The 15,334-nt window shown below is 34.7% G+C and carries 15 protein-coding genes; 2 read left to right on the top strand and 13 right to left on the bottom strand.

Annotation, left to right across the window (positions count from 1 at the left end):
* Positions 1-38: 38 nt before the first annotated feature.
* The 9 genes from ACFX5F_RS06200 to ACFX5F_RS06160 all read right to left on the bottom strand — a co-directional run bounded on the left by ACFX5F_RS06200 (position 39) and on the right by ACFX5F_RS06160 (position 11,876).
* Complete coding sequence (locus ACFX5F_RS06200) at positions 39-2,249, bottom strand: TonB-dependent siderophore receptor (protein ID WP_379850950.1); 2,211 nt, start codon at positions 2,247-2,249, stop codon at positions 39-41.
* A 361-nt stretch (positions 2,250-2,610) separates the two neighbouring features.
* Entirely contained in the window at positions 2,611-4,785 is a 2,175-nt protein-coding gene (locus ACFX5F_RS06195) for a TonB-dependent receptor family protein (protein ID WP_379850948.1), read from the bottom strand.
* A gap of 26 nt (positions 4,786-4,811) precedes the next feature.
* Positions 4,812-5,909 (bottom strand): cytochrome-c peroxidase, encoded by a 1,098-nt coding sequence (locus tag ACFX5F_RS06190; RefSeq protein ID WP_379850946.1) that lies wholly within the window; start codon positions 5,907-5,909, stop codon positions 4,812-4,814.
* Between the two features lie 190 nt (positions 5,910-6,099).
* Entirely contained in the window at positions 6,100-6,579 is a 480-nt protein-coding gene (locus tag ACFX5F_RS06185; protein ID WP_379850944.1) for a DUF6265 family protein, read from the bottom strand.
* A 242-nt stretch (positions 6,580-6,821) separates the two neighbouring features.
* On the bottom strand, positions 6,822-9,113 hold the full coding sequence (locus ACFX5F_RS06180; RefSeq protein WP_379850942.1) for a DNA topoisomerase 3: 2,292 nt from the start codon (positions 9,111-9,113) through the stop codon (positions 6,822-6,824).
* Positions 9,114-9,443: 330 nt separating this feature from the next.
* A complete protein-coding gene (locus ACFX5F_RS06175) occupies positions 9,444-9,872 on the bottom strand; it encodes a hypothetical protein (RefSeq protein WP_379850940.1) in 429 nt (142 codons plus the stop codon).
* Positions 9,873-10,131: 259 nt separating this feature from the next.
* The gene (locus tag ACFX5F_RS06170; protein WP_379850938.1) at positions 10,132-10,410 is read right to left on the bottom strand and encodes a hypothetical protein; all 279 of its coding nucleotides are present in this window, start codon (positions 10,408-10,410) and stop codon (positions 10,132-10,134) included.
* A gap of 217 nt (positions 10,411-10,627) precedes the next feature.
* A complete protein-coding gene (locus ACFX5F_RS06165; RefSeq protein ID WP_379850936.1) occupies positions 10,628-11,212 on the bottom strand; it encodes a DUF4468 domain-containing protein in 585 nt (194 codons plus the stop codon).
* Between the two features lie 37 nt (positions 11,213-11,249).
* Entirely contained in the window at positions 11,250-11,876 is a 627-nt protein-coding gene (locus tag ACFX5F_RS06160) for a DUF4145 domain-containing protein (protein WP_379850934.1), read from the bottom strand.
* 420 nt (positions 11,877-12,296) lie between these two features.
* Here ACFX5F_RS06160 and prfA point away from each other — a divergent pair, with 420 nt between their 5' ends.
* On the top strand, positions 12,297-13,373 hold the full coding sequence (gene prfA / locus ACFX5F_RS06155; protein WP_379850932.1) for a peptide chain release factor 1: 1,077 nt from the start codon (positions 12,297-12,299) through the stop codon (positions 13,371-13,373).
* Between the two features lie 47 nt (positions 13,374-13,420).
* Positions 13,421-13,792, top strand: coding sequence for a four helix bundle protein (locus ACFX5F_RS06150; RefSeq protein ID WP_379850930.1), 372 nt, complete (start codon positions 13,421-13,423; stop codon positions 13,790-13,792).
* A 54-nt stretch (positions 13,793-13,846) separates the two neighbouring features.
* Here ACFX5F_RS06150 and ACFX5F_RS06145 read toward each other — a convergent pair whose 3' ends face one another.
* The 4 genes from ACFX5F_RS06145 to ACFX5F_RS06130 form a co-directional block, all read right to left on the bottom strand.
* Entirely contained in the window at positions 13,847-14,116 is a 270-nt protein-coding gene (locus ACFX5F_RS06145) for a hypothetical protein (RefSeq protein ID WP_379850928.1), read from the bottom strand.
* 271 nt (positions 14,117-14,387) lie between these two features.
* Entirely contained in the window at positions 14,388-14,717 is a 330-nt protein-coding gene (locus tag ACFX5F_RS06140; protein ID WP_379850926.1) for a hypothetical protein, read from the bottom strand.
* 10 nt (positions 14,718-14,727) lie between these two features.
* Positions 14,728-14,937: a hypothetical protein gene (locus tag ACFX5F_RS06135; protein ID WP_379850924.1), complete on the bottom strand. Its 210-nt coding sequence runs from the start codon at positions 14,935-14,937 to the stop codon at positions 14,728-14,730.
* Positions 14,937-15,257: a hypothetical protein gene (locus ACFX5F_RS06130; RefSeq protein WP_379850922.1), complete on the bottom strand. Its 321-nt coding sequence runs from the start codon at positions 15,255-15,257 to the stop codon at positions 14,937-14,939. Before ACFX5F_RS06130 ends, ACFX5F_RS06135 begins: the two co-directional genes overlap by 1 nt.
* Positions 15,258-15,334: the final 77 nt, after the last annotated feature.

Raw genomic sequence — 15,334 nt, 5'->3', positions numbered from 1 at the left:
TAAAAAAAATTAGACTTTTTTTTTAATAAAAGGTTTAATTAGAATTTATATTTTAAACTCGTCATTACTTGGCGCGGTGCAATAGGGTTCACGCTGTAGTTTTCATGAACGGTATAATTCAATTCATTTGTAATATTAGATAATTTGCAAAGGATTGAAAACTGTTTCCATTCGTACCCTGCAGATACGTCAATAGTGGTGTAATCGTTTAAAGGAATTTCTCGTATATTAATTCCTGAACGCAATGTGGTATCGATTTGATTGTTCCATCCTCCCATTCTTTTTCCGATGTAATTAGCTATGGTTCCTACAGAAAATCCTTTTAATATGCCTGCAGGTAATTTGTAGAATAAACTGAAGTTAGCAGTGTTGGCAGGCGTTCTAACCAAACGATCTCCTTCAATATTGCTTCCGTTTAATCCTGAAGTTTTAGTATAACGCATGTCATTGTAACTGTAACCAGCCATGATATTCAAACCATCCATTAGTTTTGCGGTGATGTCTATTTCTACTCCTTTACTTTTAGTTGCTCCGCTCAAAACTTTTACGTTCGAATCTGTATTTTGTGTAACACCATCCGTTTTAAATTCAGCAGTCTGAGCTAAATTGTTATTTGTAATTTGGTATAAAGTTACATTAGTACTAAATATTCCTCTCCAGAAATCTTTTTTAACTCCAACTTCATATTGATCTATAACCGAAGGTTTAATTACTTCATTGTTTACTGTAAATCCAGTATTTGGTGTGAATGAGTTGGCGTAGCTAGCAAACAAAGACGTGTTTTTTGCGGGTTGAAATACCAGTCCCAATTTTGGCGAAAAAGCCTCGTCAATACGTTTTTTCTCTTCCGTAACGGTCTTTTTTATAATGTCTGATGTTTCCGCTTGTGCTTCTTGCCAAGACCAACGTACTCCCGCCAAAACCTTAAATTGTTCGGTAACGGAAATTAAATCTTGTACGTAAATTCCAAAACGATTGGTATCTGTCTTTACTATTTTAGTGTTTTTTGAATTTGGTATAGCTCCACCTTGATCAAAATTATCAAAATCAAAAATAGTACCGCTACCATAAGTTGTTGGAGAAAAGGTAAAGGTATAGGCTTGTAAAAAGGAGTTTTCAAAATCCATACCAGTAAATAATTGGTGTTTGACTTTTCCCGTTGTAAAAGTTCCTTGCAAACTGAATTGTTCTCCTATGATTTGTTCTAAGTTTTTATTTTCTCCCAATGGTCGTTTCCAATCGCCATTAGTTGCAGGTACGATACGTTCCGTTCCTTTAGAAGTTCTGTTGTAATCTTGAATTGAAGTATTAAAATCTAATTTCCAGTTTTTATTAAAATCATGGCTTACCAATCCGGAAATAGATGCTGTTTTGGTTTGTCCATTAGACCAAGTTGCCCCTAAATAAAGACTACGAGGAAGATCGAGAATTTCTTTTCCAATGCTTCCCGTTCCAAAATCAGGTGTCCAATTGTCTTTTAAATAGTCTCCTTGCAAGGTAATTTCGGTTTTATTACTCACTTTGAAAAGAAAAGAGGGATTAATGTAATAACGTTCTTTTTTTACTACATCTCTAAAGCTTTCCGAATTTTCATAAGTACCATTAAAGCGGTAGGCGATAAATTTATTTAAGGGACCATAAATATCAATTGTTGGTTTGTAAAATGAATAACTTCCTATTTGCATCCCTATTTCTCCTCCCTTTTTGAATGAAGGCGCTTTGGTTACCATGTTCAAAATTCCACCCGGGGCTACGTTTCCGTATAATAATGCAACACTTCCTTTTAATATTTCTATTTTTTCTAATGATGTTACCTCTGGAATTGAACCGCCATTTAAACGAAAACCATTTTTAAACATGTTGTTAGCAGTCATATCGTAGCCTCTTGACCAGAAAGATTCCTGAGCTCCACCACGTGCAGAACCAACGTAAACGCCATTTACATTTTTTATTACATCGCTTAGTCTGATTGACTGTTGTTGTTCTATAATTTCTGCGCCAATTATTTGTACACTTTGTGGAATGTCCATAGGTTTCAAACCTGATCTTACCGCTGAAAATGATTTTTTTTGTTGATTTTGTGTTACAATAACTTCTTTAAGGATTCCCCCTTTTTTATTTTTTACGGTATCAGAAACGGTATCAAATGTTTCAATTGTATTTGATTTTTCAATGATACTTGCTGTTTCTTGGGCAGAGCCAGCCATACTAAATAATAAGGTTAAAGTAGGTAGTAAAATATATTTCATGATTGTTTATTTGGAATAATTAAAAATAACGATGCAAATATATAACCCACTTTTGATTTAACAAAACTTATTTAGACTAAATATTAATAAAAAATTAACTAATTTTTAAACTATTGATAATTAAGTTTTTACAATTTATCAACGTCAGAAAGTAATGGTGGTATTAATCCAAATCATTTCGATTTAATCTTGCTGTCTGTTCTTGTTATCAAAAAAAAACACATCTCAAAATGAAATGTGTTTAATTAAAAGTGGCGATTTGCTGATTTTATTTTATGATTATTCGTTTACTTATACTAAAAAAATTAGTCGCAAATTTGTCATAAATTTTTATCTTTAAAAAAGAAAAATTAAATATTATTTATTGAAATTTAGCTGTAAAACCTAAATAGAAGCTTCTTCCTACCGCAGGTATTATTCCTGGCCCAGGATATTCATCTGTTCTGCGGGTAAAGTATGATTTATCAGTTAAATTATTGGCACCTAACTTGATTGCAAAATTTTTCAATTTATAAGAAGCACTCCAGTCTAAAACTGTGTAAGCTGGAATATAACCCGCAACCGGATCTTCACTACTCATTGCATTTGAAGCATCACCGTAAGCATCTCCAACAGAATTAACCTGTAAAGTGGTCGATAATTTGCTAGTGCTAAAAATTAAACCCACACGATTTATAGTTTTAGCGGCGGCTTCGACTCTTTTTCCTTTAAATTCTCCTGTGGTGTATTTTGCATCTACATAGGCAAAGGAATTGAAAATACTTAAACCCAAACTAGATTGTGAATTCAAGTATTTTAGAATATTAAACTCAATATAACTTTCGATACCCTGGTGTACACTATTGGCAATATTCTTTCTAACAGAATAATAGTCCCCAGTGATAGGGTCTGTCGCCAAAGTCACTCCAATACGTTTGTTATATGCCATATAAAATCCACCAATGTCAAAATTCAGGTAGTTTCTAATCGTACCTCTGTAGCCTAAATCACTATTAAATCCTTTTGAATCTTTTAGGTTGGGGTCAATTTTAGAGCTAATTCCAAAAGGTTCTAATTGGCTATAATCTATCGGGCGATAAGCTTGACTAATATTGGCATAGATGCTGGTGTTTTTCCCATGTTTTAATTCCAATCCAAGTCCTGCTAATGCAAAAGTTCTATTTCTAACTTCATCTGTAATTTGAATGTCGCCTTCTACTTCTTTATGTCCTTTGGCAGTATTTCTTAAATATTCAAATCGAAAGCCAGGAGTAACAGTAAAGTTTTTGGAGACTTTAAAAATATTTTCTACAAACGGTGCTAGATTTGTGGTGCTAAAATCCAAATCATATCCCCAATCTCCCGAAATTGATAAATCAAAATCGCTATTTGTTGTTCCTTCTCCACCACCTTGACGCTTAAACCAAGCGTAGCTCTGGCGAACACCGCCTGCAAAAGTTGATTTTTGATTCCCTAAAGAATAATTTTGTGAAAAACGTATTTCGGTTGTGGTATTGTTCATTTTTTCAATACCCACTTCTCTTGGTACATATGCTCCCGTTATAGGGTCTATGTCGTCTGTAGCTGCAGCACCACCATCTTCATTTCTCCAAACTAAAGAACGGCTACTAAACAAAAAAGTTGACTTAACGCTCAAAGTGCTGTTTTCCGAAGGAGTATAATTGGCGTAAGCCGTTATGATATTCCATGGACTTTTTAGCCAGTTTCTTGCTCGTGTAGATGTTTTTGGATTTGCATTGAATAAGCTGTCGGTTAATCCTCCCGGCATTTTTATTTTATTTCGAAGTAAAGAATATTCAACTCCAAAATTTAATTTGTCGGAATGATTGTATTGTATTTTTCCAAATCCAGAAACTTGTGATTGCTGGCTGTTGGGTCTGTATCCGTCCATATTGCGGTATTGTAAAAAGCCATAGTAGCTTATTTTTTTATAATTCCCACCAACAGAATTGAAGGAATTATACAAACCATAACTTCCTATAGTTTGTGAAGTAATGAATTCAAAAGGTTTATTTTTTGGGACATCTTTGGTAACATAATTGACTAAACCACCAAACTGTGATCCAAATTGCAACGATGCTGCACCTCTAACCATTTCGATACGACTTACGGCTTCCATTGGTGGAATATAATAGGATTCATTATAACCATAAATATCAGCACTGATGTTGTAGCCATTTTGTCTCGTGTTCATCTCGACACTTTGGGACGGATTCAGGCCACGTGTTGCAATTCCGTTTGCTGTAAATCCACTACTTTCAGTTTCTACAATATTCAATCCTGGGATTCTTCCCAGTATTTGACGCGTATTATTGATGGCTTTATTGGCATCGAGACTGTCAACAAGAATGATTTCATTTTTTTTGCCAGCGTAAATGATTCCGTCTTTACTATCGGTCATGTGCCCCACACCATTTACGGTTTTGAACCCTTTTACAATAACTTCTTTCAGTTCATTTTTAATGTTTTCTTGTGCGTGTATGGTTTGTAGTCCAGCTAAAGCAACAAGAGTAAGTATTATTTTATTGAAATTCATATAACGGTTTTTGTATTATAAAAAAATTATTTTCGGTAATGATCGGTTAGTGTTCCAAGAAATGTTTCCAATTGACTTTCTTCTTCGGCTGTCATTTTTAAATTGCCCAATTCGTCTCTATTTACGTTTTCAAGCACTTCTGGAGCTCCGAATTCGCTAGGTTTTATATCTCGAACATTGTAAAAATGAATGACTTCTTTTAAGGTTTTAAACGATCCGTTATGAAAATAGGGAGCCGAAATAGCAATGTTTCGCAATGTTGGAACTCTAAATTTTCCGTTGTGTTCGGGTTGTGAAACGGCACCGCCAATACCTAAATCAATAAAGTTCACTCCCGCAGGATTTACAGTTGTTGATTGGTTATAAAATGGATTTTTTTCGTTTCTGGGCACTCCAATGTTATCATAGGTAAAATCAGTAAATAGAATTTTGCCCGTTTTAGCATCCGGTTCTAGAACATGACATTGTGCACATTTTCCTTTTCCCTGAAAAATGGCTAAACCTTTCTTTTCAGTATCTGAAAATTTTATTAATTGTTTAGAGAAATAATCAAATTTTGAGGTAAATGAGTTTACTTCTTTAGATGTTTCAAAAACGGCTAAAGCATCGGCAACATAAGACATTAATTCTTCGTCGGTCTTTGCTACTCCGTATTCTTTTTCTATTTCCGAAAAATAGGAAGCATTTTTTATTTTGGAAACAACATTTGCAATATCCGCATTGTTCATTTCTACTGGATTAATAAAAGGATGCCTGAGTTGCTCTTGTAAATTTGGGGAGCGACCATCAAGAAATAATCCGCCAATATAAGTTTCATCGGTTGTATTGTACATACGCTCCGGAGAAAATACATTGTAAGCTAAATTTGGAGAATTTCTATTGGCGAATGCCCCGCTTTTCGCACCTTCTGAAATGTCCCTGTGCAATGGATCGCTAAAACCAATTTCAGGCGCATGGCAAGAGGCACAAGCTTGACCGATAGGGTTTGAGAGGTTTTTATCAAAGAAAATCAGTTTTCCAATGGCTATTTTATTGCTAATGACGGGCACATATTCGGAATCATCGGTACAGCTGGATAGCATTATCGCAGCTACAAAGCCAATTAAAAAGTATTTCTTATTCATTTATTTGGAATAATTAAAAATAACGATGCAAATATATAACCCACTTTTGATTTAACAAAAATTATTTAGATTAAATATGAATAGCAAATTGAAAATAATTTTTACACGATTGAAATTCAGAGTTTTATGGGCCTAAAAAAACCTCGCTTTGTTATGGCGAGGTTTTCATTTATGGGGATATGTTAAAATTTTACTTGGTTTTATTCATTGCAAATTTCTCAGAAGTGGCTTTTCCTTCCAGAGTTCCGGAAATTTCAGCTACTAAGTGATCATCGTTTATTTGGGTATAAATGATCTTTTTTGGATAATCATGTTTTGGATTCTCAAAGATCAGTTGTTTTTCGGTTGAATTGGTGAGTTTGAAAGAAACGGGCTTGTCACTATTTTGTCCTTTTACGGTTGCATTATAACTCAATACTTCTCCATTTTGCTGGAGAGTAATGGATTCAAAGTGTAAGGTGTCTTTTTCTTTTATAAAGTACGATTGGGCTTGAAACGTACTATCATTAACTTTTTTCCAAGTTTCGGAGAGATTTCCGTCTGCCGATTTGCTTTCCCATACTCCCAGAATCCAACGGGCTTCTTTGATTTTATCTTTTTCGTTAGAACCAGAATTTTTGCAGGAAATAAGGACTAACAAAAGTAGTAGAAGAGTTGTTTTTTGAAACATTATATAGAATTTTATGATATTATTTTGAAATGCTAAATTAGGAAAAAATAAAACAGGTTTTTTTTTTAGATTTGTAATTCCAAAATAATGATGAATGTTCTTAAATACCACCTTCTTTTATAAAGCATAACTTTGTCAAAAACTTTACCATATAAGAAATATAAGATTATGTAAGTATTGCTTTTTACAGCTAGCTTCAATGATCTTATATTACTTATATGGTGGGAATTAATTTTATAGTCTTAAACACTCGCTTTCAAAATGTTATAAACCAATTCCTTCGTTGGTTTTTGATCTTTTAGTTTCATTCGAACCACATCAAAAGTCACTTTGAAATCACAACCCAATTTATAATTGCTGCAACCATAAGCAGTTTTACCTTTCAAGACTGTTCCTTTTTGACATTTCGGACAGGCCAATTCGTCAGGCACAGCTTTCGCCAACGTTTTTTTAGGTTCTAAAATGAGTTTGAAATTTTCATCAAAGCGAAGTAAACCTTCCACAACGCCGGCATTGGTTTTAAAGTCTTTCAAGTTTACAGTAGATCCTTTTTGAAGCAAACGCAAGTATTGGTTTTCGGATATTTTTTTGTCGGCAAAAGTATAGGGTAATAGGAATGAGCAACCTGTTTTATAATCGGTACAACCATACGCTGATTTTCCTTTGATGAGCATTCCTTTTTTGCATTTTGGACAGGCTTCCGCCAAAATGCCTGCTGCTTTCTTTTTCTCAACAACAGCTTCTTGTTTTTGGACACTTCCTGCATGCGAAATATTGGCGCGTCTGGTTTCACTCCGTACTTCATACACCAGAACTTCTACCATGTTTTTCATGTTCTTAATAAATGCGGCGGCGGTAAAGGTTCCTTTTTCAATATCTTTCAACTGCTTTTCCCAGGAACCCGTAAGTTCTGCCGACTTCACCAATTCATTTTGAATCGTATCAATCAATTGAATCCCTGTTGGCGTTGGTAAAACCTGTTTTTTGTTTCTTACGATGTACTGGCGTTTAAAAAGGGTTTCAATAATATTAGCCCGAGTTGATGGACGACCAATGCCGTTTTCTTTCATCAATTCGCGTAAATCTTCGTCGTCAACTTGTTTGCCAGCGGTTTCCATCGCGCGCAATAAGGTTGCCTCTGTAAACTGATTCGGTGGTTTGGTTTCTTTTTCTAAAAACGAGGGTTCGTGTGGTCCTTTTTCACCTACAACAAAACTTGGCAATATATCTGCTTCTTTTTCTTTGACGTTCGGGTCTTCAAAAACTACGCGAAATCCTTTTTTTAAGATCTCTTTTCCGGTAGTTTTGAAAGCTACATCAGCAGCTTTCCCAATTACTGTGGTATTGGCCACCAAACAATCATCATAAAAAACAGCAATAAAACGTCTTGTAATAATATCATACACTTGCTGCTGATTGTATTGCAAATTGTTTTGTACGCCCGTTGGAATAATCGCGTGGTGATCGGTTACTTTTTTATCATTGAAAACTTTGGGTGATTTTTTAATCTTCTTTTCCAAAAGCGGTTGCGTCAACGCAGCATAATTCGTCAAATTTTTCAGAATTCCGGGTACTTTAGGATAAATATCATTAGGTAAAAACGTAGTGTCAACTCTCGGGTAGGTGACCACTTTTTGTTCGTACAAAGTCTGTACAATTTTAAGCGTTTCATCTGCGGTAAAACCAAACTTGGTATTGCAATACACTTGCAAACCTGTTAAATCAAACAGTTTTGGTGCAAACTCATTGCCGTTCTTTTTTTCGACAGAGACAATTTCGAACTCACTTTCCTTGACTTTATGGGCCAAAATTTCGCCATCTTCTTTTTTCAAAAAGCGTCCTTCCTCATAGCTAAAACGCATCTCTCTGTATAAAGTTTGTAACTCCCAATACGATTGCGGTTTGAAATTCTCAATTTCTTTAAATCGGTCCACGACCATTGCCAAAGTTGGGGTTTGCACCCTTCCAATAGACAAGACCTGTTTGTATCCGCCATGTTTTACGGTGTACAAACGGGTGGCATTCATGCCCAGTAACCAGTCACCAATGGCTCTGGAAAATCCGGCGTAGTATAAATTATCGTAGTTGGCAGATGGTTTTAAGTTTTCAAAACCTTCTTTGATAGCTTCGGTGGTTAAGGATGAAATCCACAAGCGTTTTACCTCGCCTTTGTACTGTGCTTCGTTCATAACCCAGCGCTGAATCAGTTCTCCCTCTTGCCCGGCATCCCCGCAGTTTATGACCAGCTCTGCTTTGTCGAACAAACTTTTTATGATTCGGAATTGCTTTTGAATACCCGAATTTTCCACCACTTTGGTTTCGAATTTGTCGGGAAGCATAGGCAGATTGTTCAAATCCCAACTTTTCCAATGGGGTTTGTAATCGTTCGGTTCTTTCAAGGTACATAAATGCCCAAAAGTGTAGGTTACCTGATAGCCATTGCCTTCGTAATACCCATCGTGCTTGGTATTGGCTCCTAAAACGGATGCGATTTCGCGTGCTACACTTGGTTTTTCGGCAATACAGACCTTCATTTTCTCCTTCTAATTTAAGGGTGCAAATTAGGAATTTAGAAATTGGTATTAAAAAGAAATTTTATGGAGTTATGAACGGGTGTAAGTAATGTCGTGAGTGGTTGCGGGGAACGACTTGTTAGTTTTAGTTAATACATTCCCATCCAGTGTGTCATTGCGAGGTACGAAGCAATCACATTTAGCATATCCGTTTAAATAATTTGTTGGGTTTGCTTTTGCTAGTGAGATTGCTTCGTTCCTCGCAAAGGACTTTGATAGTGGATTTGTATTGGTTGCTCAGCGTGTGTGGCGAAGTCGGGAGACTTCTCAGAGTAGGGTTATAATGCGTAATTAAATTTTAAAAACATCCAGTCTTTGCATCCAGGGAATTTCGGACTCTACAAACGTAAGTTTGGTCTTGATTATTCGCTCCGTTTTATCTCTAGAATTTTTAGTTACAAATCTCGCCTTGGAATTATTAAAATCCAACGTATATTTTGCATCAAAGTCTTCTTGTTTATTGGAAGAAAAAGTAAGCACATTGTCTTTCGCAGTCCATTTCCCTTTTCCGTATTTATTTACTTCAGGTGGAATTCCGTTTTTTATTTTAGAACAGTAATGAAATAGGAATGTCCCATCAGGGTTTAAAGTCAATTTATAGTCGAACATATCATTTCCTGTCGTATTAAGTGTACGATTATAATCACCAGCAAATGAATTTGATTGCGCGAATACTGTCAAGTTGGAAATTAAAAGGAATGTGGCAAGTAGTAGTTTCATCGGTATGTTTTATAACTTTTTTGCTGCTTGGGATTGGTTGCGTTGGATCGAGCAGGTGTTTACAAAGTCTCTCGACTTCATCTTGCTGTGCGAAGTCTCCCGCCTTCGTACCCATTGCTATATGCAGTTCTAACTTTAGCAACCTTTATTTTCCTGTGTTTGTAGATTATTGGAATTGCTACGAAGTCACGAGACTTCGCAGAGCTATCACGATTATATTTTGTTGTTGCGACTTATTTATACTTCGCAGAGCTGGGAGCTATCGATTGTGTAAGTCTGAGCGATTGGGTTCTAATAATCCATATAGAGAATAAAATAATATTTTATATTCCCAATTTTCTTTTTCCCAATATCCTTTGTCATATTTTAGCATTCGGGAAATTATTTTTTTTAAAATCTTCTCATTTGATTTGTCAATTGTTAATTTTTCGTCATTATATTTATGAACTATTTGTCTTAAGTGAAAACCAATTTGTCCTTTTTTTTCGTTTGAATTGAAATGATCCATTAAGTGACCTAAATGATAATGCATATTCATATTTATCGTAATTTGTATAGTCGATGTAATTTTACTTTTTTTGAAAAGTATGTGTCTTTTGAGAATAACCATAACTTTGAAACTACTTAAACAAGCATCAATTATTGATAAATGTCTATATCGAACAGAACTCCAAATTCTATTGTAAGCATCTTGCTCTTACACACAATAATAGAACAACCTCCTTGCTGATGGCTCTAATGAATTTATATGTATTTTACCAATCGTTTTTATTCCTATTTGACATATCTATTTTAATTGAACCAATAAGTCCATTTACACATGCTATCATTTCCGCCTTGTAAAGCTCCACTTGTTCTTTCATGGCTGTCATTTGCTTTTCATTCAATTTAACAACTTTATCAAAGTAATGAATATCAAATATTTCTTCTGCATTAGTTACTGTAGAAGGGTAATTGCCAATAGGATAGCTTTTAAAATATAAATCATAAATTTCATATTTATACCTGCCATCCTTACATTGAATCTTGATAGTAAACCATAATTGAGTTTTAAATGAGGATACTTTAGATTTAATAGAAATGTCATTATATCCTTTACCAACAACTACAGTACTTTCTTTATCATCCAACTGAATAACATCATTTGTAGATTTAAACTTATTCGCAAAAAAAAGTTTCGCGTTGGAGTATAATTCTTGTTTAACTATACTGTCAGTTTTAACTATATCATTATAATTTAACTTACCACTTTCGTTAGTCGGTAACTCAGGGATTACTTGTCCTCTAATAGATTGAGAAATAATGATTCCAAAAAAAAGTAATTTCAATGATTTTTTCATAGTTGCATGTTTATTTTTGTTTTAGTAATAGTATCTATTATGAGTCCGTTTTTTTTAAATTAATTTCATCACTTTCCTTAATTCCTTTTTCAATTCTTGCCGGTAATACAAATAAAAATTGAGCTAATGCTGTTGTGAAATCTATTAATTTTTCCGCATCTTTAAATGTCGGTAATTCCGCATCTTCGTCCGCATGTCTTTCATCGTTTGCACCAAGTCTTACCTGATGTGCCCACTTCGCAATTTCTACAGTTATTAAATGATCTTCTACTGCTTTTTCAATTCTTTTATATAAACTACCTTCTTTATATCCTTTAACTTTTAACATTGCGTCAATTGCACTAGCTGAAAGCATAATTGAACCTGAAGGCGAATGAATAGTTTCATTTGCTTGGTGCAAAAATGCTCGAGCTTTAGTTGGAATTGAACTGTCTACAATTCTATTTGATGGATATAATTCATTTACTCCATTTGTCCAACTATAACCTCCTGCACTAATCACTCCTCCACAATTATTACAAACATATATTCCCCAAATTCGTTTATGTTCTTTGTCATAAGACTCGGTTTCAAAATTTGTTTTCAATACAATATTTGGTTTTGATACGCTACAATGTGGACATCTATCCATTTTTAGTTGTTGATCTAAATTTAAGTCAAACATATTTTTTATAGTTTTGTTTTTTAGAATTTGTATCGTTCAGTTAAAATGAAGTACAACTTGAATGTTGGGTCGCTTGTCTGATAAACGGCAGTGTTTATTTATTTTCAAATATATAAATTAATACCGAAAAAACTGATAAAAATAGTTTGCTCAAAACTACTTCCTTTTGCTTCAGCAATTTTACGGAAAACCGTAAATGTTGTTTTTTTACACAAATGACATAGCCCTGATAAAAGCGGCATCCTTTTTCTGGTCTCGTTAGAAAAACGAGACCAGAAAAAGATACAGCGAATAGCAGGAAATAGCTCCTGATTGCCACACAATTCGTTCCTCATTGTTCGCAATGACAATCTCAAATGGGAACCTTGCAAACTGAATACTTTTTTCGTATTTTTGCACTCCAAATAAAGGACTAAGAATATGTTAGATAGACTTCAAATAGTAAAACAACGTTTCGATGAGATTTCGGATTTGATTATTCAGCCGGATGTGATCTCAGATCAGAAGCGTTATGTGCAATTGAATCAAGAGTATAAAACTTTGAAAGCTTTGGCTGAAAAGCGCGATGAATACGTGCTGATCATGGCAAATATTGAAGAAGCAACCGAAATAATAGCAGATAACAGTGATGCAGATATGACCGAAATGGCCAAAATGCAACTGGAAGAAGCAAAAGAAAGATTACCGGAACTGGAGGAAGAAATCAAGTTTATGTTGATTCCTAAAGATCCCGAAGATGCTAAAAATGTTATGGTGGAAATTCGTGCCGGAACGGGTGGGGATGAAGCGAGTATTTTTGCAGGGGATTTATTCCGTATGTACACTAAATATTGTGAAAACAGAGGCTGGAGAACTTCTGTTGTGGATATGAATGAAGGAACTTCAGGTGGATTTAAAGAGGTGATTTTTGAAGTTACCGGAGAGGATGTTTATGGAACCTTGAAGTTTGAAGCGGGTGTTCACCGTGTGCAACGGGTACCACAAACGGAAACGCAAGGACGTGTTCACACATCAGCAGCTACTGTTATGGTATTGCCGGAAGCAGAGGAATTTGATGTACAGATTGATATGAATGATGTACGTGTAGATTTTTTCTGTTCTTCAGGACCAGGTGGACAATCGGTAAATACAACCAAATCAGCGGTTCGTTTGACGCACATTCCTACAGGATTAGTGGCGCAATGTCAGGATCAGAAATCGCAACACAAGAATAAAGATAAAGCTTTTGGGGTTTTGCGTTCCCGTTTATACGAGCAGGAATTAGCCAAAAAACAAGCGGAAGATGCTACAACACGTACTTCTCAAGTAAGTTCTGGAGACCGTTCTGCTAAGATTCGTACCTACAATTACGCACAAGGTCGTGTAACGGATCACCGTGTAGGTTTGACATTATACGATTTAGGAAATATAATGAATGGCGACATTCAGAAAATTGTTGACGAGCTAGCGTTAGTCAACAACATGGAGAAACTTAAAGAAGCAAGCGAAGTATTTTAAAATAGGTGTTGGGTGTTGGGTTTTAGGTTTTAGTAAAACTAAAATATATGAGAAACTTTAGGGATTTAGAAGTCTGGCAAAGCTCTGTTTTATTTGTTAAACAAATTTACATTATTACTGCTTCTTTCCCGAGCGAAGAAAAATTCGGATTGGTTTCTCAAATTAACAGATGTGCAGTTTCAATTCCTTCGAACATAGCCGAAGGTTGTTCCAGAACTTCTCAAAAGGATTTTTCACGATTTTTACAGCTAAGTTTAGGTTCGGCATTTGAATTAGAGACTCAAATTGAAATAGCTAAAGAGATCGGTTTTCTGGATGTAATTTTACAAACAGAACTTATTTCCGAGCTTAATGTAATTCAAAAAAGAATTCAATCATTAAAAAAGTACGTTGATTTAAAAGTACAGGACGAACCTTGAAAGGAATGTATTTTTATAAAAATAAGCTATTGAAGCCTATATTTAGTTTAAAGACTATCTATAGGCTTCAATAATTTTATAGCTTACGAAGTCATTTGCAGCCATTAATTTTACGGTTTTTTTAGCTTGAGCTTGTGAAATCGTGTAACCACTTGCATAACCACTTGCAGTATTTATTTCCCAGAAATAAACCGTTTTGTCTGTTTTCTTGATAATTTCAATTCTTTTTTGTTTTGAAATTGTAGTAGCTTCTGTTTTCTCTTTTGTGTGTGCAGAAATTATTGTCGTTGCAATTAATGCAGCTGATAAGATAAAGTTTTTCATGGTTTTTATTTTTTAATTTGTTAGATTTATACTGCAAAGATGAGACAGCTCTGGATTTTATTTGTTATATAAATTTTTGTTTTTCTTATATAATTAACGCTTATTGATTTGGATATCAAGCACTTTTGATGAGTAATCGTTTTTCAAGTCAGCCTATTTTCTCGCGAAGGCTAATGAAACTGGCGGTTCTTAAAATAAAAAGCGCAGCGAAATAATTTTCGCTGCGCTTTTTGGATACACTAAAACTATCCATGTAGTAAGTTACTGCTTTCTAATAACGTGAAGCCTGAATTTTTTGTAAAATAACTGAAATTTTGAAAGTTTCGTATTTAGCTGTCGCCGAATCAATTTTGGCGTCAAAGTCACGACTGTCCTCTAGTTTGTCAATTTCAATGTTGAGTTGACTCATTTTTTTCTCAAAATCCTTGTCAATTCTATTCCAATTTGCTCGAGCAGAATCAGTATTTAGATTTACAATTGAATCAACAAAATGTACATAATTATCTGTTACTATTTGGGCTGTTTTTTCTCGTTCACTTGTACAAGAAGCGAAAGGTATTGTTATTAAAAAAAGCCCTAATAGTGGTATTGAATATTTCATTATTGCTGTATTATAATTTGAATCCGTAAGCCAATCGCAGTGATACTTGTCCTAAACCATCTTTAGCAACATCATTTTTAATTACAGGAAAGTCGTTGAAATGCTCGTATCTTAAACTGATATCAAAGTTCTCATTTGCATATCGTATAGCTGGGCTCAATAGTAAAGAGGTTTGATTATATCCGTTTGTTACGGCAAATGCAGCCACTACTTCTCCCATTAAATCAATTGGTCTTTCAGTACGAAAGCTTTGAAACCTGCCTTTGCAGGAATATAACCAAGATCATTGTTGTCGCCTGATACAAACATATTGCTGAATCCTGTAGTAAGTGTCAACGAGTATCTTTGTGAAAGGTTGTATTGTAATCTGGCATCGGCACCTAAATTGAAATCATACGGATCATTAAGCGGAAGTCCTCCGTTTAATCCAAATCCAAGACGAAATCCCTGATCGTAATTCTTTACTTCCTGTGCGCTTGTTGTTGCAACTCCTAATACTATTGCAGTAATTACTGTTTTTAGATTGATAGTATTTTTCATGTGATGGTGTTTTAATTACTAATTTTCTTGAAATAAGTGATTTTTGGAACTTATTTTCAAACCGTTTTTGTAACGGC

It is taken from the genome of Flavobacterium zhoui, assembly GCF_042787235.1.
GTDB classification, from domain to species: domain Bacteria; phylum Bacteroidota; class Bacteroidia; order Flavobacteriales; family Flavobacteriaceae; genus Flavobacterium; species Flavobacterium zhoui.
Note: the sequence above shows the minus strand (reverse complement) of the source record. Positions and strands in the feature narration are given on the sequence as shown.

Bases quoted from the DNA above. Each gene is read 5' to 3' on its own strand.
- ACFX5F_RS06140 (WP_379850926.1), bottom strand. From the start codon at position 14,717: ATGAAATATTCAATACCACTATTAGGGCTTTTTTTAATAACAATACCT.
- ACFX5F_RS06145 (WP_379850928.1), bottom strand. From the start codon at position 14,116: ATGAAAAACTTTATCTTATCAGCTGCATTAATTGCAACGACAATAATT.
- ACFX5F_RS06165 (WP_379850936.1), bottom strand. From the start codon at position 11,212: ATGAAAAAATCATTGAAATTACTTTTTTTTGGAATCATTATTTCTCAA.
- ACFX5F_RS06160 (WP_379850934.1), bottom strand. From the start codon at position 11,876: ATGTTTGACTTAAATTTAGATCAACAACTAAAAATGGATAGATGTCCA.
- ACFX5F_RS06130 (WP_379850922.1), bottom strand. From the start codon at position 15,257: ATGAAAAATACTATCAATCTAAAAACAGTAATTACTGCAATAGTATTA.
- ACFX5F_RS06200 (WP_379850950.1), bottom strand. From the start codon at position 2,249: ATGAAATATATTTTACTACCTACTTTAACCTTATTATTTAGTATGGCT.
- ACFX5F_RS06185 (WP_379850944.1), bottom strand. From the start codon at position 6,579: ATGTTTCAAAAAACAACTCTTCTACTACTTTTGTTAGTCCTTATTTCC.
- ACFX5F_RS06150 (WP_379850930.1), top strand. From the start codon at position 13,421: ATGAGAAACTTTAGGGATTTAGAAGTCTGGCAAAGCTCTGTTTTATTT.
- ACFX5F_RS06190 (WP_379850946.1), bottom strand. From the start codon at position 5,909: ATGAATAAGAAATACTTTTTAATTGGCTTTGTAGCTGCGATAATGCTA.
- prfA (WP_379850932.1), top strand. From the start codon at position 12,297: ATGTTAGATAGACTTCAAATAGTAAAACAACGTTTCGATGAGATTTCG.
- ACFX5F_RS06195 (WP_379850948.1), bottom strand. From the start codon at position 4,785: ATGAATTTCAATAAAATAATACTTACTCTTGTTGCTTTAGCTGGACTA.
- ACFX5F_RS06180 (WP_379850942.1), bottom strand. From the start codon at position 9,113: ATGAAGGTCTGTATTGCCGAAAAACCAAGTGTAGCACGCGAAATCGCA.
- ACFX5F_RS06170 (WP_379850938.1), bottom strand. From the start codon at position 10,410: ATGAATATGCATTATCATTTAGGTCACTTAATGGATCATTTCAATTCA.
- ACFX5F_RS06175 (WP_379850940.1), bottom strand. From the start codon at position 9,872: ATGAAACTACTACTTGCCACATTCCTTTTAATTTCCAACTTGACAGTA.
- ACFX5F_RS06135 (WP_379850924.1), bottom strand. From the start codon at position 14,937: ATGGGAGAAGTAGTGGCTGCATTTGCCGTAACAAACGGATATAATCAA.